At 61.9% G+C, this 26413-nt stretch carries 22 protein-coding genes; 7 read left to right on the top strand and 15 right to left on the bottom strand.

What is annotated here, in order from left to right; all coding sequences use genetic code 11:
* Positions 1-109 precede the first annotated feature (109 nt).
* Positions 110-1027, top strand: a complete 918-nt coding sequence (locus tag QMO82_RS07740; protein ID WP_183609709.1) for a hydrogen peroxide-inducible genes activator — start codon at positions 110-112, stop codon at positions 1025-1027.
* 146 nt (positions 1028-1173) lie between these two features.
* On the opposite strand, the gene QMO82_RS07735 is transcribed toward QMO82_RS07740, so the two are convergent.
* The 3 genes from QMO82_RS07735 to panC all read right to left on the bottom strand — a co-directional run bounded on the left by QMO82_RS07735 (position 1174) and on the right by panC (position 3443).
* Positions 1174-1590 (bottom strand): hypothetical protein, encoded by a 417-nt coding sequence (locus QMO82_RS07735; protein WP_183610957.1) that lies wholly within the window; start codon positions 1588-1590, stop codon positions 1174-1176.
* 99 nt (positions 1591-1689) lie between these two features.
* A complete protein-coding gene (gene panB, locus QMO82_RS07730) occupies positions 1690-2511 on the bottom strand; it encodes a 3-methyl-2-oxobutanoate hydroxymethyltransferase (RefSeq protein ID WP_183609711.1) in 822 nt (273 codons plus the stop codon).
* Positions 2508-3443 (bottom strand): pantoate--beta-alanine ligase, encoded by a 936-nt coding sequence (gene panC, locus QMO82_RS07725; RefSeq protein ID WP_183609712.1) that lies wholly within the window; start codon positions 3441-3443, stop codon positions 2508-2510. The genes panB and panC overlap by 4 nt, the downstream gene beginning before the upstream one ends.
* A 233-nt stretch (positions 3444-3676) precedes the next feature.
* On the opposite strand from panC, the gene QMO82_RS07720 reads away from it, so the two are divergent.
* The 3 genes from QMO82_RS07720 (at position 3677) to QMO82_RS07710 (ending at position 7135) form a co-directional block, all read left to right on the top strand.
* A complete protein-coding gene (locus QMO82_RS07720; RefSeq protein WP_097620563.1) occupies positions 3677-4159 on the top strand; it encodes a ProQ/FINO family protein in 483 nt (160 codons plus the stop codon).
* A gap of 174 nt (positions 4160-4333) precedes the next feature.
* On the top strand, positions 4334-5320 hold the full coding sequence (locus tag QMO82_RS07715) for a cytochrome-c peroxidase (protein ID WP_183609713.1): 987 nt from the start codon (positions 4334-4336) through the stop codon (positions 5318-5320).
* 9 nt (positions 5321-5329) lie between these two features.
* Positions 5330-7135, top strand: coding sequence for a methyl-accepting chemotaxis protein (locus QMO82_RS07710; RefSeq protein WP_183609714.1), 1806 nt, complete (start codon positions 5330-5332; stop codon positions 7133-7135).
* Between the two features lie 11 nt (positions 7136-7146).
* On the opposite strand, the gene repC is transcribed toward QMO82_RS07710, so the two are convergent.
* The 9 genes from repC to QMO82_RS07665 form a co-directional block, all read right to left on the bottom strand.
* Positions 7147-8433 carry a plasmid replication protein RepC gene (gene repC, locus QMO82_RS07705; protein ID WP_183609715.1) on the bottom strand — a complete coding sequence of 429 codons (1287 nt, stop codon included), beginning with the start codon at positions 8431-8433 and terminating at the stop codon, positions 7147-7149.
* Positions 8434-8644: 211 nt separating this feature from the next.
* Positions 8645-9619, bottom strand: coding sequence for a plasmid partitioning protein RepB (repB, locus tag QMO82_RS07700; RefSeq protein ID WP_183609716.1), 975 nt, complete (start codon positions 9617-9619; stop codon positions 8645-8647).
* A 70-nt stretch (positions 9620-9689) separates the two neighbouring features.
* A complete protein-coding gene (gene repA, locus QMO82_RS07695; protein WP_183609717.1) occupies positions 9690-10898 on the bottom strand; it encodes a plasmid partitioning protein RepA in 1209 nt (402 codons plus the stop codon).
* Positions 10899-11138: 240 nt separating this feature from the next.
* Positions 11139-12200 carry an ABC transporter ATP-binding protein gene (locus QMO82_RS07690; protein ID WP_183609718.1) on the bottom strand — a complete coding sequence of 354 codons (1062 nt, stop codon included), beginning with the start codon at positions 12198-12200 and terminating at the stop codon, positions 11139-11141.
* Between the two features lie 22 nt (positions 12201-12222).
* Positions 12223-13077: a sugar phosphate isomerase/epimerase gene (locus QMO82_RS07685; protein WP_183609719.1), complete on the bottom strand. Its 855-nt coding sequence runs from the start codon at positions 13075-13077 to the stop codon at positions 12223-12225.
* Positions 13078-13103: 26 nt separating this feature from the next.
* Positions 13104-14339, bottom strand: a complete 1236-nt coding sequence (locus tag QMO82_RS07680) for an ROK family transcriptional regulator (RefSeq protein ID WP_183609720.1) — start codon at positions 14337-14339, stop codon at positions 13104-13106.
* A gap of 42 nt (positions 14340-14381) precedes the next feature.
* Complete coding sequence (locus tag QMO82_RS07675) at positions 14382-15224, bottom strand: carbohydrate ABC transporter permease (protein WP_125848928.1); 843 nt, start codon at positions 15222-15224, stop codon at positions 14382-14384.
* Positions 15221-16150, bottom strand: a complete 930-nt coding sequence (locus QMO82_RS07670) for a carbohydrate ABC transporter permease (RefSeq protein WP_183609721.1) — start codon at positions 16148-16150, stop codon at positions 15221-15223. Before QMO82_RS07670 ends, QMO82_RS07675 begins: the two co-directional genes overlap by 4 nt.
* 86 nt (positions 16151-16236) lie before the next feature.
* Entirely contained in the window at positions 16237-17535 is a 1299-nt protein-coding gene (locus QMO82_RS07665) for an ABC transporter substrate-binding protein (protein ID WP_183609722.1), read from the bottom strand.
* Positions 17536-17908: 373 nt separating this feature from the next.
* Here QMO82_RS07665 and QMO82_RS07660 point away from each other — a divergent pair, with 373 nt between their 5' ends.
* Positions 17909-18955 carry a Gfo/Idh/MocA family protein gene (locus QMO82_RS07660; RefSeq protein WP_183609723.1) on the top strand — a complete coding sequence of 349 codons (1047 nt, stop codon included), beginning with the start codon at positions 17909-17911 and terminating at the stop codon, positions 18953-18955.
* An 11-nt stretch (positions 18956-18966) separates the two neighbouring features.
* On the opposite strand, the gene QMO82_RS07655 is transcribed toward QMO82_RS07660, so the two are convergent.
* From QMO82_RS07655 to QMO82_RS07645, 3 genes are all read right to left on the bottom strand, one after another.
* Positions 18967-20106 (bottom strand): ROK family transcriptional regulator, encoded by a 1140-nt coding sequence (locus QMO82_RS07655; RefSeq protein ID WP_183609724.1) that lies wholly within the window; start codon positions 20104-20106, stop codon positions 18967-18969.
* Between the two features lie 207 nt (positions 20107-20313).
* Positions 20314-20502, bottom strand: coding sequence for a hypothetical protein (locus QMO82_RS07650; protein WP_246718390.1), 189 nt, complete (start codon positions 20500-20502; stop codon positions 20314-20316).
* The gene (locus tag QMO82_RS07645) at positions 20414-20599 is read right to left on the bottom strand and encodes a hypothetical protein (RefSeq protein ID WP_183609725.1); all 186 of its coding nucleotides are present in this window, start codon (positions 20597-20599) and stop codon (positions 20414-20416) included. Before QMO82_RS07645 ends, QMO82_RS07650 begins: the two co-directional genes overlap by 89 nt.
* Before the next feature lie 242 nt (positions 20600-20841).
* Between QMO82_RS07645 and QMO82_RS07640 the strand changes: the two genes are divergently transcribed.
* Entirely contained in the window at positions 20842-23868 is a 3027-nt protein-coding gene (locus QMO82_RS07640) for a glycoside hydrolase family 38 C-terminal domain-containing protein (RefSeq protein WP_183609726.1), read from the top strand.
* A gap of 350 nt (positions 23869-24218) precedes the next feature.
* Positions 24219-26258 carry a methyl-accepting chemotaxis protein gene (locus QMO82_RS07635; RefSeq protein WP_183609727.1) on the top strand — a complete coding sequence of 680 codons (2040 nt, stop codon included), beginning with the start codon at positions 24219-24221 and terminating at the stop codon, positions 26256-26258.
* Positions 26259-26413: the final 155 nt, after the last annotated feature.

Here is a 26413-nt window from a genome sequence, read left to right as displayed (position 1 = left end):
CAAAAAGATGAGCCGGGCTGGCGCCCCACTCTCTCCCCTGCAGCCTTCATATCGGAAGCGTCCAATAATTTTAAGTTGGATTTACTGATTGCTGCGATAAGTTGAGCTTATGAAGAATCTTACCCTGAAACAGCTACGCTATTTTGAAGCCCTGGCAAGGGACGGCCGTTTCCGCCGTGCCGCCGATGCCTGCGCCATCTCCCAGCCGGCGCTCTCCATGCAGATCAAAGAACTCGAGCAGGAATTGGGCAGCGAACTCTTCGAGCGCAGCGCGCGCGAGGTAAAGCTCACCCCTTTCGGCCAGATCTTCGCGCTGAGGGTCCGCGATATCCTACGGGCCGTGGAGGAGCTGGGGGAGTTTGCCCGTGCCTCGCGCGATTCCTTCCTCACGCGGCTGCGCATCGGCATCATCCCGACGATTGCGCCCTATCTGCTGCCGGCTATTATAAACGATCTCAACAAAACCTTCGCCGGAATTCAGATCGAGGTGCGCGAGACGCAGACGGGCAAGCTGGTTCAGGAATTGGCGCAGGGCCAGCTTGATATGGCGATCGTCGCGCTGCCGGTGTCGGAACCATCGCTCACCGAACTCGAGCTTTTCAGGGAAGAATTCGTGCTGGTCAGGCGGCACGAGGATGGAGATAAGCCGGTGCCCGAACGCGAGGCGCTGCGCGAAATGCGGCTGCTGCTGCTCGAGGAAGGCCACTGCTTCCGCGACCAGGCGCTGTCCTTCTGCAAGGTCGGGCCGGCCCGCCCGCGGGAAATCATGGAAGGCAGCTCGCTCTCCACCCTCGTCCAGATGGTCGGCGCCGGCATCGGCGTCACCCTCATTCCGGAGATGGCCGTTCCCGTCGAAACGCGCTCGGCGCATGTCTCGATCTCCCGCTTCCCTTCGCCGCAGCCGTCGCGGACAATCGGCATGGTCTGGCGCAATTCGACGCCGATGGCCAAGCAGTTGCAGGAAGTCGCCGAGGCCGTGCGCCGCTCGGCTGAGACGATGCGCGAGCAATATGCCCGGGGTGCCTAAGACCCCTCCCCAACCCCTCCCCACAAGGGGGAGGGCTTTTCCCTTGCGCCCTCGCATTTCATTCCTGACGACACAGCATTGGAGTGGCGTGTCTGGGTGGCAGAACCCCGCCGCGGGTTAGTCCCTGAAAGGTCTTCGGCCGACGATTACTGCGTCAGCCGCAAAATTATTTCCGCGGATCGCAGCGGCGATCGCCTCGTAGACGGTCTTGATGGGGCGGTGAAGAAATGGGCGCCATTGGTGGCGCAGTTGCGGATGTTCACCACGTCGGCATCGGCGCTATAGGAAAGCGTATAGATTTCGATACCGCTCTTCTTCATCGCCGTGCATGCGGTCTGCATCACGGAAGTGGCAAAGGCGTTGCACGCCGATGATTGTGTTTGAGAGCAGATCCAGTCGAACTTGTCGCTCGGGTCGTATTGGGTGTTCGTTTCGCCGTCGGTCATGAACACCATGACTTTCTTCACGGAATCGGAAACGGGTGCAGGCGAGGACTTGTCTCCCCAGATGCCCTGCCATTTCGGCGACAAGGTGTACCATCCCGCGACCACGCCGGCGTCCAACCGGGGGGAGCCCTCGGATGTCAGCTGGGTCACGACGTTTTATCCCTTTGTTTTACGCAATTCCCGGCAAAAGCGCTTCACGCTTTGCCAGGAATTGCTCTAGGAGCGGCGCTTGAACGTGTGCTCCGCGGCCGGAAACTTTCGCGATCGCACCTCGTCGGCATAGGTGGAGACGGCCGCGGCGATCCTCTTGCCGAGTTCGTCGTAGCGTTTGACGAAACGCGGGGTGAAATCGTTGAAGAGCCCGAGGATGTCATCGGAGACCAGAACCTGGCCGTCGCAGGCGGCGGACGCACCGATACCGATGGTCGGTATGTGGATGGCCGAAGTCACTTCCCGGGCGAGCGGCTCCACCGTGCCTTCGACGACGACGGCAAAGGCGCCCGAGCCGCCGATGGCATGCGCGTCGCGCCGGATCTTCGAGGTCTCGTGTTCGGAATGGCCGACGGAACGATAGCCGCCCGCGGTTTGGACCTGCTGCGGCATCAGGCCGATATGCCCCATGACCGGAATGCCCCGCTTCGTCAAAAAGGCGATGGTCTCGGCCATCTCCTCGCCGCCCTCCAGCTTGACGGCATCGCAGCCGGTGTCCTGCAGGATGCGGACGGCATTGCGGAAGGCAACCTCTTTCGATTCCTGATAACTGCCGAACGGCATGTCGACGACGACGCAGGCTTGGCCGGCGCCGCGCATCACCGCCTTGCCATGGGCGATCATCATGTCGAGCGTGACGCCGATGGTGGTCTCCATGCCGTAGAGCACCATGCCGAGCGAATCCCCGACCAGCAGGAGATCGCAATGCTCATCGAGCAGGCGCGCCATCGGCGTTGTATAGGCGGTCAGGCAGACGATCGGTTTGCCGCCCTTCATGGCTGAGATGCGGGTCGGCGTCAGGCGCTTTTGAGATCCGGTGGCGCTCATTTCGTTACCCCCTTTCCCGGCTGGCTCTTTCCCGTTTGGCCCTTCCCGCCGATAACCCCGGCAATCCGGTTGCTCCCGGCAGCCCGGTTGCTGCCGATCACGCGGTTGTCGAGAAGCCGCGTCGAGCCGAACCGAACGAAGAGTGCGACGACGACAGGCTCTTCAATCGAGCCGACCGGCTCCAGTGTCGAAGCATCTCTGACGGCGACGACTTCGGGCTTTGCCAGAGGCTCGCGACCGAGAAAGGTCGTGAGCTTTGCTTCCAATTCCCTGGCATCCGTCAGGCCGTCGGCAACCAGGCGCTCGGCCTCGTCGAGGGTCTGCGGGACGATCGCCGCGGCACGCCGCTCCTCAGCACTGAGATAGACATTGCGCGACGAGAAGGCGAGGCCATCGGCATCCCTGACGGTCGGCACCGATATCACCCGCACCGGTATGGCGAGATCCTCCACCATGCGCTTGATGATGACCACCTGCTGGTAGTCCTTCTCTCCGAAATAGGCGGTCTGCGGCTGCACGATGTTGAACAGCTTGGAGACGACGGTGGCGACGCCGGCAAAATGCCCAGGCCTGACCGCACCTTCGAGTTCGCGGCCGAGATCGGGAACATCGACGACAGCCAGTATCGGGCGCGGATACATGTCTTCGACACCGGGCGCGAAAAGGAAATTGACACCGGCCTGCTTGAGCATGGCTGAATCGCGTTCCAGATCGCGCGGATATTTGCTGAGGTCTTCCGCTTGACCGAACTGCAGCGGATTGACGAAAATCGACACGACGACGAGGTCGTTCTCGGCCCGGGCGCGCGATACGAGCTCCATATGACCGGCATGGAGATAGCCCATCGTCGGCACCAGGGCCACGGTACGCCCCTGGCGCTTCAACGCATCGAGCGTGTGGCGCAGCTCGTCAATGCTCGAGAAAACCCGCATATATCCTCCCCGCGGCCGGTCACTCTTCTTGGGCGCGGATAAGAAGTGTAATCGATGCTGGAGGTCAATGCATATTCGGTGATAAAAACGATTAGATGGAATGGCAGGCCGATAAGACCAGCCTGTGTCTGCGCGGAAATGGCGGCTTGCGGCAGGGCTGACAATGTGCGAACTGCGCCGCTATTGGCCCTGTCCGTCAAGATACCATCACAGTCGGTCGCTATGGAGGATGCATGGATAAACCCTGGAAGATCAGCCGCGGGCCGATTGCGGCAGCCGAGCTCGATGTGGAGAAGGCAAACGCGATCAACATGCTGTTGATCCGGCCGGTCGGCGTGCTTCCCGCCAAGCCGGGAGATCCTGTCCTCCCCTTTGCCGTCGGCCTCTTCAACGAGCTGCGCCCGCTCCTGAAGCCCGATGCCGGCGTGACGACACTGAGGCGCGCGACGGCCGCCTATGTTCATTGCCGGCGCTATTATTTCGCCAGCGCCCAGCCCGATTCCATGCGCCACGGCCTTGACGGCGAACCGGTCGAACCGCTGTCGTCAGAAGATCGGCTGGTCGCGCAAAAACGCTTCCTGAGCCTCAAGCAGAATGCCGGCAAGGCCGAGGCGCCCGAGGAGCCAGCCCCGCCTCCCCCTCCCCTTCTGAGCAAGAACGAACAGATTCGCGCAGCCCTTCTCAGCAGGAAGAGTTCGTCAGCCCGAGCCGGCTAAGCCGAGATCGGGGAATACTGCGTCGCGTTCCATAGTTTGCGCCTGCTGACGATCGCGATGGCGCATTGTTAAAACCTTCGCGCTGTCCTCAAGTATAGTTTGCTTTACAGACCGTTAATGCAATTGCGCTAAATCTAGCATCAACCAGAAACTTCCTCCGGACTTGCTAGAACGATGCGTTTCCTGATTGTTGCTTCCCTATTTGCACTGGCTGTAGTCCAGCCCGGTGCTGCCGCCGATCTTTCCGCCTATAAACGGCCGCTTACGGTGCCTTTCGAGGGGGTGACGGCCTATTCCCCTCAGTTGGCGACGCTCGGCAAGATGCTGTTCTTCGACCCCAGGCTTTCCGGCAACAAGAACATGACCTGCGCCAGCTGTCATAACCCGTCCTTCGGTTTCGAGACGCCTGTCAAAACGCCAATTGGCGCGGCCAATACCGCGCTCGGGCGCCAGGCCCCCACGGTATTGAACGTTGCCTGGGTCACGCCTTTCTTTTGGGACGGCCGCGCGCCAAACCTGGAGGAGCAGGCCGCCGGCCCGATCACGGCCTCGGCCGAAATGAACGGCAAGCTCGATACCGCCGTCACCGAAATGCAAGACATACCCGATTACAAGAAGTGGTTCGGCGAGGTCTTCCCGGATAAGGGCATCTCCAAGGAGACGCTGCTGACGGCGATTGCCACCTATGAGCGGACGGTGGTTTCCAACTGGTCGCCCTTCGACCGCTGGGTGGACGGCGACGAGAAGGCGGTCTCCGACAGCGCCAAGCGCGGCTTCGACCTGTTCACCGGCACGGCTGGCTGTTCCGCCTGCCATTCCGGCTGGAATTTCACCGACAACAAGTTCCATGACATCGGCCTGCCGAGCGAGGATATCGGCCGCTATAAGATCGATCCGAGCAGTCCTGGCAACAAATATGCTTTCAAGACGCCCGGCCTGCGCAACACGCTCTACCGTGGTCCCTATATGCATGACGGCAGCTTGAAGAGCATGGACGAGGTGATTGCCCATTACGAAAGTGGCGGCGTCAGCCGTCCGTCGCTCGATCCCGACATGTCGGCCTTTCTGCTGACGGACCAGGAACGCAGCGATCTGATCGCCTTTCTCGGAACCTTGACCGCCGAGAAGCAGGACATCCCCCTTCCGACGCTGCCGAACTGAGGTGCAGGCATGACACTTTCCATACGCATGCAGATTCTCGTTCCGATGGTGGCGACGATCGTCGTCGGCTTCGGCAGCGCATTCCTGATCGGTTACCAGGCGGTCACCGGCCAGACCCGGGTCGCCGCGGTGGTGCAGGAGGCGGTGAACGCCAAGCTGGCCTCCGCCCATATCGAGCAACAGTTCAGGCAGGCCACATCGGTCGTCGACCGGGTGCTGTCGATGACGAATTTCGTTTCGGCGGCCGAGATCAAGACCGAGTTCGACGACAGCAACGGCGCGCTGACGCAGTCGCTCGACGAACTCGGCGGCATCGATCTCGCGACGTCGCTGACCGAGGGGGTACGGTCTCTCCGCCAGGCGCATGATGTCTGGGAAAAGGACGTCAGGGTCAGCCTCGGCCTGCAGCCGGCGGACGAAGTGCCGACAGCCGAGAAGTTGGCGCGCTCGCAGCAGGCAATCCTGACCGGAATTGCGGCGGTCAACGCCATCGTCGATAAGATCGCGACAGAGAGTGTGGCCGATGCCGGCAGCGCGCTGGAGACGAAGATCGAAGTCGAATTGGCCTTGGCGGGCCTCGCCGCCATCATTGGCCTCGGCATCCTGATCGCCATCGCTCGGCATGTGTCGCGCCCGATCCAGCGCATCACCCAATCCATGCAGGAACTCGCGAACGGCGAGACGGATAAGGCGATCCCCTATGCCGGGCGCCGCGACGAGATCGGCCTGATGGCGGGTTCGGTGGAAGTCTTCCGCCAGAACGCCATCGCCCGCACCCGGCTCGAAAGCGAGGCCGAGGAGAACCGGCGACTGGCGGAAGCAAACCGGCTGGTCGACCAGGAGCAGGCGGAACGGAGGGCGGCCGAGCGGCTGACGGTCGCCACATCGGGGCTGGCGGCCGGGCTGAAGCGGCTCGCGGAGGGCGATCTTGCGTTCAAACTCTCGGAGCGGTTCGCGCCGGAATTCGAACCGCTCAGGCATGATTTCAACGCCTCCGTCGAGCAACTCGGGCGCACGCTGCTTTCCGTTTCCGAAAGCGTGTCGATCATCAATGCCGGCACCCGCGAGATCAGCAACGGCTCCAACGAACTCTCCGGCCGCACCGAGCGGCAGGCGGCGACGCTCGAAGAGACCGCCGCGGCGCTGAGTGCCGTCACCACCAAGGTCACCGAAGCCTTCGAGATCGCCGAGGAGGCCCGCAGCGTCGCCGACGACGCCAATCGCAGCGCGCTGGCATCGGGCAAGGTGGTGGCCCAGACGGTCGACGCGATGGGCCAGATCGAGGAATCCTCCAGGCAGATCAACAATATCATCGCCGTCATCGACCAAATTGCCTTCCAGACCAACCTGCTGGCGCTGAATGCCGGTGTCGAGGCCGCGCGCGCCGGCGAGGCCGGCAAGGGTTTTGCCGTCGTCGCCCAGGAGGTGCGCGAACTCGCACAACGTTCGGCGCAGGCCGCCAGGGAGATCAAGGATCTGATCGGGCGGGCATCCTCCAAGGTCGCCGGCGGCGTCGAACTGGTCAATCAGACGGGCGCCGCCCTCGGCGACATCGGCCGCTTCATCGTCGATATCAACCAGCGCATGGATGCGCTGGCGGCCTCGGCACGCGAACAGGCCACAAGCCTGTCGGAAGTCAATTCGGCGATGCGTCAGCTCGACCAGGTGACCCAGCAGAATGCCGCGATGGTGGAGGAAACCACAGCCGCCGGCGTCACGCTCGCCGGCGAGGCCGAGCGCCTGCGCGAACTGGTCACCCAGTTCGAACTCGGCAGAGCGGAGCCCGGCACGCGAAGCTATCGCGACGCGGCCTGAGCGAAGCACGATCATGTACCGGCCCGGCTGTCAGCCAGGCTTTTCACCCGCAGCAGCGCCATCAGCATCGGGCCAAGCGCGAATTCACCGCGTTCGGTCCGCCGCGTGAGGTCCCTGAGATAGCCGCCGGCGGAGTTGATGCACCCTCCCCTCTGCAGAATACAGGCCATGACGGTGGCGGCGTTCTCCAGCCCCATTACCGAGGCGGCTTGCTCATAGGCCGATGGGCTGACGCCCAGCATCGAGCGCACGACGGCGGCCGCCATCATCAGATCCCGCCAGCTGGCGATCGCGCCGCCTGGCCCGTAGTCGACGATATCAGGGCAGGACTGAAGAACAGTGCCGAGTGGGAAAGAATTCAATCGCCCGGCATTCCTCGGGGCCATGGCCCCCGATCCCTCCCCGCCATTCCCGGCCATTCCGGGTTCATGGCTGTCCAGTTCTTCTCTCGGCTCGTGATGCCGGCCCGCCTCTTGTCCCGTTTCCAAACCCGGTTCAGATTCAGATGTGGATTCGGGACTCGAATTCTGTATGTGACGCTCATTCTGGGATTCATTGGTGCTCGCTATTCGAATTTTCTCTTGAGTTTCCAATGTGTTGATGACGCCAAGCCGGATTGTCTCGAGTTCTTCGAGGATCGGTGCGAGGTTTTCCAGCGTTGCGGCCCTCGGAATGCGCTGCAACAGCGCATGAAACATCGAAGAGGCGCGCTCCCAGTCGCCGGGAACGGCTTCCTCGATGGCTGCGGAGATGAGCTTGGCGATGTCGCGCCTGCAGATCGTCAGCCGCTCCTTCATTGCGCGCAGCATCTGCCGGTTGGCGGCGATCCTCGCTGCGATCGCTTCGATCTCGGTGGCGCGGGCGAGAAGCGGGGCGAGGTTGAAGCCATAGGCTTCGTCGATCCCGCCTTCCCGGCCGCGACGCACGTAACGCTTGCCGTTCGGGCTGTCCTTGCGGGAGATGAGGCCGGCCTCGACGAGCACGGCGAGGTGCCGACGCAGCGTCGCGGCGGCCATGCCGCGGGCTCGCAGCAAAAGCTGCGCGTTCGAGGGGAAGACGACCAGCGGTTTTTCGCTGGAGAGGTCGTCCTCGGGATAAAAGGTCAGCAGCGCATCGAGCACTGTGAGTGCCCGGTCGGTCACGTCAAGCCCTGCCCTGGCTTCGCAGACCGATCGGAACAGCTTCCACTTGTTACGCGTCGTCCCGGCCTCGATCGCTTCGCCCCGCCGCTGTTTCAGCAGCATGGCAAGCGACATCGACCGCCGCCCGAAGGGCGTCGTCACATATTCACTCTCCATTTCCTTCACCTTTGATCAGGCAAAAGAAATCCGCTCACCAAAACGATGCGAGGGTTGAGAGTGCTGCAGCGTTATTTGTGCGTCTTAAAGGACGCGCAGCGCTGCAGGACTCTTGACTGGGATTCGTGAAAATGCGATTCTCTGTCTTGCTTAAGGATGTGAGAAGGGCTTCCACGACTCGTTCGTTTGGGGGCCTTTTTCTTTTGCGGTTTCAGACTCCTTGTTTGCCCTCCTCGGCGAGGAATTGCTCATAGAGCGCATCCAGCCTGCTGGAGAGAAATTCTCCGAAGCGGCCGGCATTTTTCGCCTTCATCGAGAGCGAAAACGCCTTGCCGTCATTCTTCATTTCCGCTTGGACGGCCTTGTCCCGCGGCTGCCATTTGATCTTCGCTGCTGCCACCTGCGCCTTTCTCACCGGCCGGGCGCTTTTGTTCAGCCCCGTGTAGAGCGCTTCGAAACGTTTGTCGGAAGGCAACTGGGGAAAGCTGTCCTCGTCCATGAGCTTGGCGATATCTGCCGCATTGGATGCCTTGCCGGCGAGCAGCGAAAGCTCCACCCAGCGTTCGCGGCCGACGCCGGGTGCCGGGCCGATCGCCTGGACGACTTCCGGCGAAATGCGATCCATGACCGAAATCATCTTCGAGACCGACGCCGCATTGGCGGCAAGTGCGGTCGAGATGACCTGCCTGTCGTAGCCGAGTTCTTCCAGCCGGCTGGCAAACAGCGCGCGCTCGATGAAGGTGAGATCGGCGCGGGCCGAATTCTCCTGCCCCTGGGCGATCACATGGGTGCGGTCGTCCATCGTCTTGACGACGGCCCTGACATTGCGGCCGAGCTCGCGGGCCGCGCGCAGCCGGCGATGGCCGAAGACGACCTGGTAGCGTCCGTCGATCTTGCCGTGGGGACGCACCAGGATGGGCGTATCCTGGCCGCGGGCGCGGATCGCCGCGACCAGCGCTTGAAAATCCTCGTCGTCTTCGGACAGGCGGTCCTTGACGAAGGAAGCTTCCACGACATCGGGGTCGAGATCGACGACCGCCTCGCCCTCCAGGAATTTTTCCGCCTGTTTGGCGAGCTCATCCAGCGAGCGGACCAGCGACCGGCCCGCGCCGCGCATCGGATAGTTCGGCGCCGCACTCTCGTCCGGCATGCCGGCCAGCCCTTCCAGCAGATTCTTTCGTGCCATCACGTCCTCCGATCGGCAGTGAACCAATTGATTCGGTTTGAGGAAACCGTGAATTTGTCAGCCGACAAATTCACCGTCCCCAAGCCTGATGAATGAGATCGGCGATCTCTGCATTGACGGCGTCCATCGCTTCCAGCGCCCGGTCGTAGGTTCCCCGGTTCATTGAGGCGCGCTCGACCTCGTAAAGCGTCTGTTTGGTGATCCCGGCATCGGAGATCGCTGTCGATTTGACCATCTGGTTCTTCAGCATGAACTCGTGGAACATCGTCGACATGAAGCCGACCATCTGCGCCTGCGGCACGTCGGTCGGCTCGTAGCGGGTGATGAGATAGCGGTACCAGGAGAGGTTCACTTCGGCGCCGGCGGCGCGGATCGGCTTCAGGATGCCGCCGAGCATGAGCAGGAATTGGCCCATCGACATGACGTCGAGCATCTGCGGATGGATGGTGATCAAAACGCTCGTCGCCGCCGTCAGCGCCGTCAGCGTGAGGTAGCCGAGCTGCGGCGGGCAATCAATGACGACGACGTCATAGCGATCATCGATCTCGGCGAGCGCCCGCGAGATGCGGGTGAAGAAGGTCTTGCCGTCATTGGTCGATTTGTCGGCCATGGCGAGCGGCGTATCGTATTCGTATTCCTGCAGGTCGAGATTGGCCGGCACGATATCGAGGCCGGGAAAATTCGTCTTGTGGATGATCTCAGAGAGCTTCTTCTTCTCGCCGTCGTAGCGGATCGCTTCATAGAGCGACGAGGCCTGGTCGAACTCCGGCTGGAAGCCGTGAAGGGAGGAGAGCGACGCTTGCGGATCGAGATCGACGGCAAGCACGCGGTGGCCGGTCAGCGCCAGATGCTGGGCGAGATGGGCGGCGGTCGTTGTCTTGCCCGAGCCGCCCTTGAAGTTGACGACGGCGATCACCTGCAGCTTTTCATGGTCGCGGCGATGGGGAACATACATGCGGCTTTCAGAGCGGCCATGCGCATCGAGATAGCGCCTCAGCTCCAGCATCTGCGCGGCGCTGTAGGAGCGCCGCCCGGAAGGCGAGGTCTGCGGGCAGGGGCCTTTCCCTTCGAGATGCAGTTTCTTCAGCGTGCTCTGCGACGCCCCGACATAATGGGCGACCTCGGCGAGAGAAAAGCTGCGCAACGTCTTTTTTGCATTGGGCGGGAAGCGCTGCACGCTCAAGAGATGCAGCTTCTTCGAAATCACGTCGCCCTGCTCGAGAATCTGATCCTCGAAATGCAACGGCGCCTCTCTCAAGGCGTTCAAATTAGCGTTCATCGGCAGCAATCTCTCGGATAACGATTTTCGGGATCAGAAGCCCCTCTAACCGTTATTATCCGCGATTCTCCGATGCCGGCCAAGATTTTTAAGGTTAACGCATATTAACCTTTTTGGTGCCCGTTCAAACACTTGGCCGTGCTGCATGATGGTCTGGAGGGGCCGGGAGTTTTGGGCCGGGGGCGCGGCGAACGCGCCCCCGGCGGCGCCCGGCCGAAGGGGAGGGGGCATTCGGCGGGCTTAGCTCAGCGGCGCTTCGCCTGATGTGATGCGCTGTTCGTCGGCGCCGAACAGATGGACGGTGTCGTGGCCGGGCGCGATCCTCAAGATGTCGCCGGGCGCAGCCCTGATCCGCTCGCGGAAGACGCAGGTTAGCGTCTGCGTGCCAAGCCGGACGATGACGAGGGTTTCCGAGCCGGTCGGCTCCACGACGACGGTCGTTGCCTCGATGCCGTCGGGGTCGAGCCTGAGATGTTCGGGACGAATGCCGTAGGTCACAGCATCCCGCGGGCGGCGCTCGCTCGGCAGCAGCAGCCCGTCTTCGGTGCGGAACCCGTTTTCCGTCATGTTGCCCTGGATGAAATTCATTGCCGGAGAGCCGATGAAGCCGGCGACGAACAGGTTGTTCGGCCGGTCGTAGAGCTCCAGCGGCGAGCCCGACTGCTCGATCAGCCCGTCCTTCATGACGACGATCTTGTCGGCCATGGTCATGGCTTCGATCTGGTCGTGGGTCACATAGATCGTCGTCGTCTGCAGCCGCTGGTGCAGCTCCTTGATCTCCGAGCGCATCTGCACCCGGAGCTTGGCATCGAGGTTCGACAGGGGCTCGTCGAACAGGAAGACGGCCGGGTCGCGCACGATCGCCCGGCCCATGGCGACGCGCTGCCGCTGGCCGCCCGACAATTGCTTCGGATACCTTTCGAGAAGGGTCTCGAGACCGAGGATCTTGGCGGCGTTGCCGACCCGCTGGTCGATCTCCGATTTCGGCATGCGCTTCAGCCGCAGGGAAAAGCCCATATTCTTGGCGACCGTCATATGCGGATAGAGCGCGTAGTTCTGGAACACCATGGCGATATCCCGGTCCTTGGGCGCAAGCTCGTTGACGATATGCCTGCCGATCTGGATCTTCCCCGAGGTGATGCCTTCGAGGCCGGCGATCATTCTGAGCAAGGTGGATTTCCCGCAGCCCGAGGGACCGACCAGCACGACGAATTCGCCGTCGCCGATATCGACCGATACGCCTTTGATAGCTTTGAACGCGCCGTAATCCTTGCGCGCATTGTTGACCGAAACATGGGCCATGAAACTCCTCCCGAAATCGCCGTCAAAGTCCGTTCAAGACACTTTTGAGATAATCGAGGCCGAGGCGCTCGCCCTGCTTGCGGGCAGCCAGATCCTTGCCCGGCCAGCCATAAGCGGAATCCTCGTGCTCGATCGAAAGCGTGCCGTCAAAGCCGTGGCCGCGCGCCTGGCGGAGGAAACGCGGCCAGTCGAGCAAGCCGAGCCCCGGCAGCTTGTACTGCCACCAGCCCTTGCCGTGATAACCGATTGCCTGCAGGGTCTCGGCGTTAATAGCCGTGTCCTTTGCGTGCAGAATGGCGATGCGATCTTTTACCGCTTCCATCGCCCGATAGGGATCGACGCCGATGCGGATGAGATGCGAGGGATCGAATTCGAGCACGAAACGGCGATCCGGAATCCTCAAGAAAAGCTCCTGCCAACCCTTGGGCGTCGTGCCGATGAAATTATCTCCAGGCCCCGGCCAGTTCTCGATCGCGAAGGTGAGGCCGCTCGATTGCGTTTCTGCGATCAACCCGTTCGCGAAGTCGGCGAAGTCGTCATAATTGGCTTCGTCGCTCGCGGTGTCGTCCCGGCCGGGGAAGATCACGAAGATCGGAACGCCGGCCTGGCCGATCGCCTTGGCAAATTCCGCCGTCCTTGTCCGAAGCTCCCGGCGCTTGTCGCGGTCAGCGTCGAGCTGGTTGCCGAAATAGGTGATGGAGGAGACGAAGAGACCGCGGCTCCTGGCAAGAGAGACGGCGTCCTCCACCCGGTCCGGCGTCCTGATATGGCCGCCGACATCGATCTCGATCGCGTCGAACCCCACCGATGCGGCGAAATCCACCACTTCCTCCAGCGGGCGGTCATTGAATGTCGAGGTATAGAAGCCGATCTTCACCATATCCTCCTGGCCTTGCGGCCGTTTCAATTGTTCAGCCGATCCATGAATTTCAGCGGCGAGCGTGTGCGCTGTGCGACGTCGGCGGATGCGAGCATCAGGGCTGCCGCCATCGGCATCGCCGCCGCGCCCATGGCCGAGGCATCCTCGCCGATCGAGGCGCGATGGAGCGAGGGCAGGTTCGTATCCTCGGGGTCGAGATGCTCGTGCACATAACGCAGCAATTCGTCGACGATGCGGATCGGCAGCCTGCCGCCGACGAGCACGGCGTCGGGATCGACGATCATGGCGATATGTTTGACGGCGACGGCCAGATGCGCGCTCATCTCCTTCAGCCACTGCGAAACCAGGCGCTTGCCGCGTGCGTCGAGCGTCAGAAGATCCTGCGGAAAACTCACCTCGACACCATGCCGCGCCAGGAAATCATAGAGGAAGAACAGCGAGAATATCTCGCCGAGAAGCTGGACCTTGTGCGCCTCCCCGTCGCCATCGGCGATGGGGAGCCAGCCGATTTCGCCGCTGAGGCCCATGGCGCCGCGATGGCCGTTGCCGTCGAGAACCAGGCCGCCGCCAGGGCAGGCATTGACGGCGATGTAGAAGAAGCTGCTGCTCTCGGCACCCAGCCCGTAATCGAGCTCGGCAAGGGCTGCGGCGTTGGCTTCGTTTTCGATAAAGACAGGATGCTGCGTCAGGTTCTCCAGTGCCGCGCGCACATCGAAATCAGTCCATTCCTGATAGGCCTTGGGCTTGCCGAGGAGCGAAATCTCCCCAAGCCAATCCGGCATGGCCAGACCGATGCCGGCCAGGCGCGCGTCGTCGATCAGCCGGCTGCGCTGGAAATGCGAAATCGCATCGGCCGTCAGCTGCAGGAATTCCGCCGGCAGGATGAAGCGCTTTTCATGATGCACGCGGGCGCGGACATTGCCGACAGCGTCGACCGCCAGGATCGTCAGATGATCGCGATCGATATTGATGCCGATGGCGAAACAGGAATCCGGATTGATCTCGAGCTCGATCGCCGGCTGGCCTCGGAGCCCATGGCGGCGGCGGGCCTCCATGATCAGGCCCTCGTCCAGCAGGCGGTCGACGATGCGGGCGATCGCCGGTTTGGTGAAACCCGTCCGCCGGGCGATCTCGGCGCGCGAAATCGGTGCCTGGCGGTGGATGCAGCGCAGGACGACGGCCCTGTTGTGCTCGCCTGCATCCTCGACATTGGCGCCGGTGAGATCGGGGGAGAGCCTAGCGCCGGGTGTCTGGTTCATCGATCGAAATCCTTCATCGCGCATGGAGACTGAAACCGACCGTCATCCCTTCACCGCGCCGCTGGTCATCGCCCCGAGGATCAGCCTCTGCAGCGACAGGAAGGCCACGATCGCCGGAACGACCGAGATCAGGCAGGCGGCGGCAAGCAGCTGGATGGACGAGTCGGTCTGCATGCCGCGGAAGTTAAAGATTCCGACGCCGATCGGCATCAGGTCATTTTTCGTGAGCAGCAGGAAAGGCACCAGAAATTGCGACCAGCCGGCAATGACGGTGATGATGAAGACGGAGGCGATGCCCGGCGCCGACAGGGGAAGGATGATGCGCCAGAAGACCGAGAACCGGTTGCAGCCGTCAATCATCGCCGCTTCGTCGAGGCTGCGCGGGATGCCGTCGACGGTGCTTTTCAGGAGCCAGGTCGCCAAGGGAACGCCGAGCGCGATATAGACCATGACGACGGCGAAATGCGTGTCCAGCAGGCCGAGGCGGTTCATGTAGCGGTAGAGCGGCACCATGATGACGAGCGGCGAGATCATCTGGAAGAGAAGCAGCGCCATCATCGACAGGCCTTTGCCGCGGAATTGAAAGCGGGAAAAAGCGTAGGCGGCGGGCAACGCAACGATCAGCACGCCGAAGCCGCTGAGCGCCGCAAGCTTGAGACCGTTCCACAGATAGATCGGAAAATAGCTGTTGTTCAGGACGGTGATGAAATTCTGGATGGTGGGATTGTCGGGTATATAGCGAGCGGCGCCGCGATAGACTTCGCGTTTGTCACGCAGCGCCATCGACAGGAGATAGCTGAGGGGGCCGGCGAAGAAGATGAACATCGCCAGCATGAAGAGATAGCTGAAGGCATCGCCGAGCCGCGTTCCGGTGCGTCCGCTCATTGCTCTTCCTCCTTCGGCAGGAACGAGGCGTAGACGAAGGCAAGCCCGAGGCTGATGAGCAGCATCAGCACGGAAAGCACGCTGCCGCCGGAGAGGTCGTAGTTTCGGAAAACGATGTTGAAGACGTAGAGCGAGATCACCTCGGTCGCGCGTCCGGGTCCGCCGCCCGTCAGCGTGATGATCGCATCGAAAGTGTTCACCGTCTGGATGGTGATCAGGATCATGTTGACAAGGATGGCGGCGCGCAGCTGCGGAAGCGTCACGAAGAAGAACTGCTGCGATGCCGTGGCGCCATCGACCTCGGCCGCTTCGTAAAGCGAGGGATCGATCGCCTTCAGCGCCGCATACATGACGACCATCGAAAAGGCGGTGCCGCGCCAGATGTTCGAGATCAGTGTCGACCATGGCGCCATTGCGGGGTCCGAAAGCCAGGCAACGGTCGGCATGTGCATCAGCCTCAAAATGCTGTTCAGCGCGCCGTAAGGCGCTTCGGAAAACAGCATCTGCCAGATGATGCCGCCGGCAATGCCCGGCACGACCCAGGCGACGAGTGCCGTCGTCCTCAGGATCGTGGTGCCGAACAGGCCGCGCTTTTCGCCGCGGATGACGGTGACGGCGACCGCAAGGCCGAGGATCTGCTGGCCGATGACGCTGCCGCCGACGAAGATCAGGGTCGCCCAGAGAATATCCGGCAGCTGCGGCGAGCTCAGCGCATTGGCGATCGACCCCAGCGTATAGTCCTGATTGTCGCCGATCAGCGTCGCATTGGTGAAGGAGAGCCGGAAAACGTCGATGACGGGATAGAGATAGAATATCCCGATCACGACGATCACGGGCATGATCCAGGGCAGGGGCGCGCCGGCGAACCGGCGCATGAACGTTCTGCTTTGAGGCGGGCTGTCAGCCTCGATGGCAATGGGGCTCATTTGGCTTCTCTGTCCGGGTTTGGCACTGTCGACGGCGCCTCAAGGACAGGCGCCGTCACGGTCGCAAGGGTCATGCACGCCCGGGATCAGAGCCGCTTGTAAGCCTCCATCGCCGCGCTGAATGCGGCATCCAGGGCCTCTTCCGGTTTCTTCGTTCCCGACAGCACGTCGCCCATCATGATCTGGATCTGGTTTGAGATTTCAGGATAGATCGGCACGCCCGGGCGCGCCTGTCCGTCGACCAGAGCCTTGGCGAAGGTCTTGTTTGCTTCCGTCGAGAAGACCTCATACTTGTCGAAGAGCGACTTGCGGGTCGGCAGCTGCTGCTGCAGTGCGTTTGCCGGTCCCATATAGACTTCGCGGGCGAGATTGGCGCACATCTCGACCTTGTCCTTGTCCTTGCTGAAGGATGCGATCGTCCAGCCGCCGGTGCCTGTCGACTTCTGGTCGGCCGAGGGGCCGGGGATCGGCGAGAAGGTCCAGTTTTTGAATTCGTCTTCGTCGAGCGTTGCCTTCAGCTGCGCATATTGCCAGTTGCCGCCGATGAAGAGCGCCGTCGTTGCCGCTGCGGCCGCAGCGTTCATGTCGTCGTAGTTGGCGATCGTGGTGACGCGCTTGGGTGCGGCGCCGGAATCGACGAGATCCTTGAAATAGCTCAGCGCCTTCAGGAATTTCTCCTTGTTCTCGCCTTCGCCGAACACCGGCTTGCCGCTGTCGTCGACGAGCTTGCCGCCGAGCGCCCAGTAGTTGGCCAGCCAATCGAAGGTCGTGCCTTCCCAGCGGCCGCCGTTGAAGAGAACGCCTTCCATGCCTTCCTTGGTGGAGGCAAGGGCCGCCTTCTTCAGGTCGTCCCAGGTCTGCGGCGCATCTGCGACGACCGATTTGTTGCGGTAGAGCACGCGAAGGTCCGTATCCCACCACCAGGCGCGGACGGTCTTGTCCTTGTCGGTGATGCCGTTGCGGATGAAGGGGAAGAGATCGTCCACTTCTTCCTTGGAGAAATAGGGCGTGAAATCAGCCAGCACGTGGTTGACCATGAACTGCGACAGCACGAAGGAATCGACGGCGGCGCAATCCGGCGCGTTGCCGGCCTTGGCCTGCTCCAGCATCTTGGCCTGTTCGGTGCCGATGTCGGAGGACATGAATTGCATCTGCAATTTCCAGTCCGGGTGCTTCTTGATGAAGTCGACGAAGAGCTTCTGGTAGCCCTCGGCGATATTGGGATCCGAATTGTTCGGGCTGTCGTTCGTCAGGCGGACGACGAGGGTCTTTGGCGCATCGGCAAGGCCGATCCGGTCTTTGGTGGCAAGTTCCTGGGCAAAAATCGTGGATGCTGAAAATAAGACAGTGCTCAGCGTCAATGCGCTGACGGTGGCGCTCTTCATCTGGGTCTCCTCCCCATTTTGAACGAATACAGCCTGGCGGTCGGTTGACCTCTCCTCATTTCCGTGCTGCATTAATTAGATTAAGTTACTTTGATTTGATGTCAAGCCACAGCTTGGGGGCGAGAGCCTGGGAGGTTGAGATGCTGGCGACATTCAACAGCAGCTAGCGCGCATCTGCATTTTCGAAAGGGATGCGCGTCAAATTAAACTGCTAAATGAAAGTGTCGGCGCGCGCCTCACGGAGGCCCAACACATCCAACTGCAATTTTCCTGAAGAAGAGTGCGAGCCGATCGCGGATGGCCGCGATGGTGTCGCTCTGGTTTTGGCCCGGCTGCCACGGCGGCCGGAAACTCGAATTCCATGGAGGAGAAGATGCGTCTACTCATTCTCGGCACCGGCGGCATGGCCAACCAGCACGCCGCGCGCTTCAAGGCGATCGAGGGCGTCAGCGTCGTCGGCGGCGTCGACGTCGTCCCGGAAAGGCTGACTGCCTTCTGCACCGAACACGGCATTGCCAAACATTTCACCTCGCTCGAAGAGGCGCTCGCCTGGGGCGAATTCGACGCGGTGGCGAATGTCACGCCTGACAGCATCCACCACCCGACAACGCTTCAGGCGATCGCCGCCGGCAAGCATGTCTTCTGCGAAAAGCCGCTCGCCACCGATGCGGTCAAAGCCATGGAAATGACCGAGGCGATCGAGCGAGCGGGCAAGGTCGGCATGGTCAACTTCACCTATCGCAACTCGCCCGCCCTGCAGAAAGGCCGGCAGATGGTACTCGCCGGCGAGATCGGCGCGGTGCGCCACGTCGAGGCCTCCCATCTGCAGAGCTGGCTGGTCGGCCGCCACTGGGGCGACTGGAGGAGCGAAAGCAAATGGCTGTGGCGGCTGAGCAAAAAGCATGGGTCGAACGGCGCGCTCGGCGATATCGGCATCCACATCGTCGATTTCGCCTCCTACGGCTCCGGCCTCGACGTCGTCCATGTCTTCGCGCGGCTGAAGACCTTCAATAAAGCGCCAGGCGACAGGATTGGCGAATATGATCTCGATGCCAATGACAGCTTCACCATGAATGTCGATTTCACCAATGGCGCGATCGGCACGATCCAGGCGACACGCACCGCCGCCGGCCAGATGGATCAGCTTCGCCTGCGGGTCTATGGCGAAACCGGCTCGGTCGAGATGATCTACGATACCGGCCAATCGACGCTGCGCGCCTGTCTCGGCGAAGATGTGCACACGGCGACCTGGCGTGATGTGCCCTTCGATCCGGTCGAGACCAACTACCAGCGTTTCGTCCAGGCGGTCCGGGCCGGCAAGACCCAGGAACCGTCGTTCCGCCGCGCCGCCAATATCCAGAAAGTCCTCGACAAGGCGATCGCCTCCGACCTCAGCCACGCCGACGAGGCGCTCGGCTGAGCTGGCATGCATCACGCCGAAGCCGGCGGCAGCAGCAGGGTGTTGAGGAAGGGCAGGAGGGCGGCACCGAGCGCCACGCCGCCGCCGCTGAAGCTTGCCGGCTTCATCGGCGAAATCCAGGGTGTCAGCAACGGTCTCGTCGAGGTGTCGCGCCGCTCGATGGAGAGTTGATGGATGAGCGCTTCGATCACGCCCTGCGGCAGATCGCTGCCGATCATGACGACGCTCGGGGCAAGGAAGCCGGCCATGGCGATGATCGGGTCGAGCAGATGGCCCGCAGCGTCCCTTATCCATTGCGACAGCGACGGGGAGGAGACCTGCTGGCCTTGCAGCAGCCGGATGAATTCGTCCTCACCGATCCGCGACCGCAGGGCCTCGAAACCGACGACCGTGTTCAGTTGGACATTGTCGGGGCCGGTCAGCATTTCGCCGATGCTGCCCGCCCGGCCATGCACGCCGGAATAGGGTACGCCCCGAATGAGAAAGCCGGCTTGGACGTCGTCATCGATGATGATCATCGCCAGTCCGCCTTCCCGCATGGCCCTGCCGATCGTGCGCTCGGCGAGAAGGCCCGCGGTACACTCGTTTTCGACATAGGGACGAGCGATCGTCGACATCGCGGCGATTTGATCGCTTTGATCGTCCGTCCAATCGCTGGCGGCGATGCCGAGCCCGATGATCGGCAATGTCGCGTGGCGATCGACCATCTCTCTGACGGCCGCATGCACCAGCGCGACCTTGTCTGCTGGATCCAGGCCGAAATAGACCCGGTCATGCACCTGGCCGCTGAGATCGATGAGCACCATCTCGCCACGCCTCTGGCGAAGCTTGACCCCGACCGAGAAGGCACCCTCCGGCCGAAGCGCGAATTCGGTGGCGGTTGCGCCACCCCCGAGCCCATTGCGGCGGTTTGACGTGACGAGTTTCTCCTCCGCCAGCCGCCGCAGAATATTGGTAATGCCGGGCCCGGTCAGCCCGCTATGCCGCCCAAGCTCGGTCCGGGTCAGAGGTCCATGCCGGCGGATCGCTTCCAGGATGACGCGAATATTCCGGTCGGCGATTTCCCCCGACCTCAGACCCACCGTTTTGGCGCGCGGACCGCCCATCTCCTGGGTGTAAAGCCGACGCGGCCCTGACCGAAGATACCGCATGACCGTCTTTCCTAGAGCACCATCGCGATTGTGTACTTCATCCGCGGGCTATGGGAAAGCCGGACTTGGCAGCCGCTTTTTGGGCCGAACATCATATCAATCGGGACAGGGCCATTACGGCGCTGACGAAGCGCGGCGGGCGATGTCGCAAACGCGGCAACAAATCGTCGAAACGACACGGCAATCGGAGCTTCGCTCCATCGATCGCTAATAGCTGCAAGGATGATCGTTGCCGAATCCATCACGGCAGGCAGGTCTGAGTGAAAAGTCGGCGCCGGTGTATCCAACCGATCCGGTTTGCATCGAGTCATTCGAGGTCGTCGTGCAGGATGACGACGATACGGCAATCACGATAACGGCTGTGACCGCTGCCAATAATTTGCGAATCCGAAGCATCCCACCCTCCCCATCGCTCGCCAGGGGCAGCGATTTCAGCGTCATTGCCGGGCAAGTAGGGCCGGTTCGGCATCCGGTAACTGTCGTCGTCGATCAAGATTCCGTTATTTCCTGGGAGCCTTGTCGCGGGCTTCGATTGCGCAATGGGATATGACATCTGCATGCCGAACGAATGGATACCGTGCAGACTTGACGACAAATCAAAGTTACTTAATCTAAAGGGCTGGTTGGACTCGCTGGGAGGAGGGGCCGGCAATTCGCGATATCCGTCGCACCATCTTCATCTCCCAAAGCCATGACTCCGGATCGTTCGCCGCCGATTTTTCAACAGGATAAGCCATGCCTCTGACCATTACTCAACGCCTCGATCGCCTGAAAGTCCGTATTGCCGAGCTGGCGCATTGGCGGGATCGGCACAGCGCCGCGATCGATGGCTGGACGTTTGAGGGTGAGCCGATCGGCCATCATCAGGATTGGCCGCATCGCCAGGGCGTGGTGCATTTTGCCGTAAGCGCCGAGGCGCCGGAGGGCTGGCCGCTCGAAGATATCCGGCTGCAACTCGACCTCGGCGGCGAGAGCCTGATCACGCTAAGCTATCCCGACGGAGAGACGGAGACATTCGGCCTTGATCCCTATCACCAGGAATTTCCGCTGAAAGGCCGCCGCTTTTCGATCGCGACGGAAAGCGTTGCCCGTTTTCCGTTCGGCGAACCGAACCGGGCGCCGAGGTTGAACAAGGCCCGGTTTATCTGGCTCGACGGCCCGGCCCATCGCCTGCATCTTCTGTTGAAGCAGGTCGCCGAGGCAATCGACGTGCTTGGCGAGCATGAAGTCGTGCCGCATCTCATGCATGCCGCAGAACACGCGTTGCGCAGCCTGGATTGGCCGTCGGATACGGCGGCTTATGTCTCGCGCACCTCTGACGCGGTCATGCAGCAGAAGATCTGGGAGCTGCCGGAGCTTGAAGCTAACCCGGCGGGACTGAGCGATGAGCAGAGCGCCTCGGCGGCGTCGGCTTTCGAGGTTCTGACGGCGCGGCTGAAGGAGCTGCAGAAGCGTTTTCCCCCGAATGGCGAACTGCTGCTGACCGGTCATGCGCATATCGATCTCGCCTGGCTCTGGCCCTACCGCGAGACGCGGCGGAAGATGCGGCGCACCTTCAACACGGCGCTCTCGCTGATGGAGCGCTCCGACGATTTCCGTTTCAACCAGTCGACCGCCCATTATTATGCGCAGATGGAAGAGGAAGATCCGGAGCTTCTCGAACGCATCAAGGAGAAGGTCGCGGAAGGAAAGTGGGAAACCGTCGGCGGCATGTGGGTGGAGCCCGACACCAACATGCCGACCGGCGAAAGCCTCGCCCGCCAAGTTCTCTACGGCCAGCGTTATTTCGAAAAGACCTTCGGCACGCGCCATACGGTCTGCTGGCTGCCGGATTGCTTCGGTTTCTCCGGCGCCCTGCCGCAGATCCTGAGGCAGGGCGGCATCGACAGCTTCTTCACCATCAAGGTCAACTGGAGCGAAACCAATCATATTCCCTCCGACCTCTTCTGGTGGAAGGGCCTCGACGGCAGCCGGGTGCTGACCCACACGTTCGACAATCCGATGCAGGGATATAACGGCTTCGTTCGGGCCGACTGCTATGTGCCGACATGGAAGAATTTCCGCGGCAAGGTGCAACACGATACCTCGCTTCTGGCCGTCGGCTACGGTGACGGCGGCGGCGGCGTGACGCCTGAAATGGTGGAGCGCGAAGTGCAGCTGCGCGATTTCCCGGCGATCCCGCAGGCGCGCTGGGGCACCGTCAAAAGCTTCTACGAGCAGGCGCACCAGACCGCTGGGGAAAAGAACCTTCCGGTCTGGGACGGCGAAATCTATCTCGAATTGCACCGCGCCACGCTGACGACCCAAAGCGGCGTCAAACGCAAGCACCGCCACGCCGAACGTGCCCTGATCACCGCCGAGACGCTCGCTTCGCTTGCCCACATGCTGGGTGCCGAAAAGCCGAAAAGCCTCGAAGCGGATTGGCGCGTGGTGCTGAAGAACGAGTTCCACGACATCCTGCCGGGCTCGAGCATCCGCGAGGTTTATCAGGATGCGGAGCAGGAGCTCGACGGCGTCATAGACCACGCGAGGGACGAACAGGCAAAGGCCTTGCAGGCGCTGTCGGTCCATCTGCCGAAGGGCGGGGTCGGCGATGCGCTCGTCGTCGTCAATCCGTCGCTTGCGCGGCGGGCGGTGAGCGCCACACTGGCCGACGGCACGGTCGTTTCGGCCGCCGATATCGTCGCCCCTTTGTCCGTTGCCGTCTTCGACAGGCACGCGCTCCAGCCGGCGGGTGGGCTGAAGGCCAGCCCCGATCGCCTCGAAAACGATCATCTCATTGTGGTCATCGGCAAGGACGGGACGGTTGCGAGCCTCATCCACAAGGCAACGGGCCGCGAAGCGGTCGACGGTTCGGCAAACCAACTCTGGGTCTATCCGGCCGACAAGCCGCGTAATTGGGACGCTTGGGATATCGATGCGGATTATCCCGAAAAGGCCGTCCGTCTCGAGGCGCCGGAGGGCATCTCCCTCGTCGAAAGCGGTCCGCACCGCGCGGCGATCCGTGTCGTCCATCGTTACCGGAATTCGAGCGTCACCCAGATTTATGTGCTGACGGCCAACGCCCGCCGGCTCGACATCGAAACGACGATCGACTGGCATGACCGCCGCACCCTGCTGCGGACCCTGAACCCGGTCGAGGTGCGAGCCCGAAAGGCGACGTTCGAATGCGCCTTCGGTGTCGTCGAGCGGGCAACGCACACGAATACCTCCTGGGAGCAGGCCATGTTCGAGGCGGTCGCCCATCGTTTCGTCGATATCAGCGAGCCGGGTTTCGGCGTGGCGCTGCTCAACAATGCCAAATACGGCCATAGCGCCCGCGGCAACGTGATCGGCATGAGCCTGGTGCGCGGGCCGATCTATCCGGATCCGCTGGCCGACGAGGGCGAGCAGAGCTTCACCTATGCGCTGATGCCGCATGACGGCGCCTGGCATGAAGGGGGCGTGCTCGATGAGGCGATCGATCTCAATCAGCCGCTTCTCGCGGCGGAAGCCAAGGGCCTCTCCGCGGGCAGTTTCGCGCCGCTTGCCGTCGACGGCACTCCCGTCGCTTTCTCCGGGCTGAAGCCTGCGGAAGAGGGGGACGGCCTCATCCTGCGTCTCTACGAACCTGCGGGCCGGCGCGGTCGCCTATCCCTTGCCTTGCCGTCCGGATGGGCAGCATCGCAGCCACTCAACATTCTCGAAGAGCCTATGGAGCGGAAAGGTCCTGCCGACATCATGCCCTTCGAGGTCAGGACCTGGAAGCTGCAGAAGGGCTGATGCTTTCGTCTGGCAAAGGGCTCGTCGCCTCGATGCCGCGGAGTGATCCGCCCAATTGCCGTTGCAACCCGAACTAGCCTCTGCAAGCGGAGCTGGTCGTTTGCCATATCCACTTCCGGTTCCCGCTATCCCAATCGCGCATCCAAGTTCCGGGCCGGCGAAAGTTGAACTTTTTATTAGATCTTTATCGAACCTTAGTGAGCCGAGCCATGGCGATTTTTTCCCTTCGAGAGCGAAGGGGCTTCGAAAAGACCGGGCGCGTAGACGGCGGTCGAATGAAGTCGATCACCCATTCCGATGGCCAGCAGGGGATATGAGGACTCCTGTTGCCGCGACGCAGGAACCGACACATGCCCGCAAGCATCTTTTCGCGCATCAGCACCAAACAGGCCATTCTTTCCGGCATCGGCATTTTCCTGGTGGCGGTTATGCTCATCACCAGCTGGCAGGGTGGCCATCTCGTTCATGAACGCGCGAAATATGAGGGAGACCAGTTGATCGTTTCCCGCGATCTGGTCGATGCCAAGGCTTCATGGCGCGATATGCAGATCGGCGTGCGTGATCTGCGTCTCGCCACTTCCGCCGACGAGATTGCCAAGGCTGCCGATTACCTCGCCGCTCGCCATCACTTTGTCATCAAATATCTGGACGAGGCCATGGACGGACTGCGATTGCCGGTCAACCGGGACCGTATCGTCAAGCTCAAAACGCTGGCCGAGAGCCTTTTTGCTGCAACCAACGACATGGTCGAAATTGCGAAGGCAAAGGTTTCCCTCAAAGCCGGTGATCCGTCTCTCGATGCAAAGGAGAAAAACGCTCAGGCAAAGCTGCCGGCCATTTCGGATGAGGCATCCAAGCTGATCGATGAAGGGGTGGAATCGGCAAAGGCGATGGCGACAAAGGCCGGGGAAGAGGCGGATGCGACCGCTGCTCTCGTTCTATTCTTCAATCTTGGCATGGGTCTGCTGGCCATCGTCACGCTCATCGCCACTGCCATGTTTGGCGCCCGGGTGATCGCAAAACCGATCGGCCGGCTCACCGGCAGCATGAACGATCTCGCCCACGGTAATCATGACGTCAATATCCCCTTCGCCGACCGGCGCGACGAAATCGGCCAGATGGCCCGCGCTGTCGAGGTCTTCAAGCAGAATGGCATCAAGATACGGGAACTCGATGCCGCCGGCGCAGACAAGCGGATGAAGGTCATCGAAATGCAGAAGAACGTCGACGCGGTCATTACTGCCGCGGGTGCCGGCGACTTCACGCGGCGCGCTGCCGCGGAATACGGCTACGAGGACCTGAATAGTTTGGCCACGGGCGTCAACTCCCTCGTTGCGTCGGTCGACCGCGGCATCGCCGAGACCTGCCGTGTGATTGCGGCGCTTGCCGAAGGTGATTTGACCGAAGACATGAAAGGCGAGTTCCAGGGCGCTTTCGGCGAACTCAAGCAAAATGTCGACGCGACCATGACCAATCTGCGCTCCGTCCTCGGCGAGGTGCGTGCGGCTGTCGACATTATCAACGGCGGCGCCGGCGAGATGCGGATCGCCTCCGGAAATCTGTCGCAGCGCACCGAGCAGCAGGCGGCCTCGCTCGAGGAAAGCTCTTCCGCCTTGGAGGAGATTACTGTCGCGGTGAAGCACTCGACCGAGCGTGCCTCGGAAGCCAGCCATATGGTCGACGAGGCGAAGAGAAGCACCGGGCAGTCGAGCGCCGTCGTCAGCGAGGCCGTTTCGGCCATGGGACGGATCGAGCAGGCGTCGGGTGAGATCAGCAAGATCATCAGCGTCATCGACGAGATCGCCTTCCAGACCAATCTTCTGGCGCTGAACGCCGGCGTCGAGGCGGCGCGGGCCGGTGAGGCCGGCAAGGGTTTCGCCGTCGTCGCCCAGGAGGTGCGCGAACTGGCGCAGCGTTCGGCCAATGCCGCCAAAGACATCAAGGCGCTGATCAACCGCTCCAGCGACGAGGTCCATTCCGGGGTGAAGCTGGTGACGGCAACGGGCGAAGCGCTCGGCAATATCCAGGACCATGTCATCAAGATCGACGAGCATGTGCGTTCGATCGCAACGGCCGCAAGAGAGCAGTCGACCGGCCTCTCCGAGGTCAGCACCGCCGTCAATCAGATGGATCAGGTAACGCAGCAGAACGCGGCGATGGTCGAGGAATCCACGGCCGCGACGAACCGGCTGGCGGAGGAGGCGGCCAATCTTGCCCGCCTGATCGCCCGTTTCAAGCTGGATGCCGCCCAAATGGCGCCACGCTCAGTCACCCCCCAAAGCAAACCGGTCGCCTCGCCGGCGCGCACGCTCGGTCAGAAGCTCGCCGGCGCCTTTGGCGGACGCGCCGCAACCGCTACGGCCGCTGCCGCTTCATGGGAGGAGTTCTGATGCCGGCGCGTCACGGACCCGCAGCGCTCCGTGACGCAGGAATGCGGGATGAAATTTTTGATCGATGAATGCTCAGCCCGCGGCTAGGAGTGCGCTTCATCAAACATTCCTTGCGATTGATGAACCGTTGCATCGATCGCTTCATTCTTGAAGCC

It is taken from the genome of Rhizobium sp. BT04 (assembly GCF_030053135.1).
Classification (GTDB): domain Bacteria; phylum Pseudomonadota; class Alphaproteobacteria; order Rhizobiales; family Rhizobiaceae; genus Rhizobium; species Rhizobium binxianense.
Note: the sequence above shows the minus strand (reverse complement) of the source record. Positions and strands in the feature narration are given on the sequence as shown.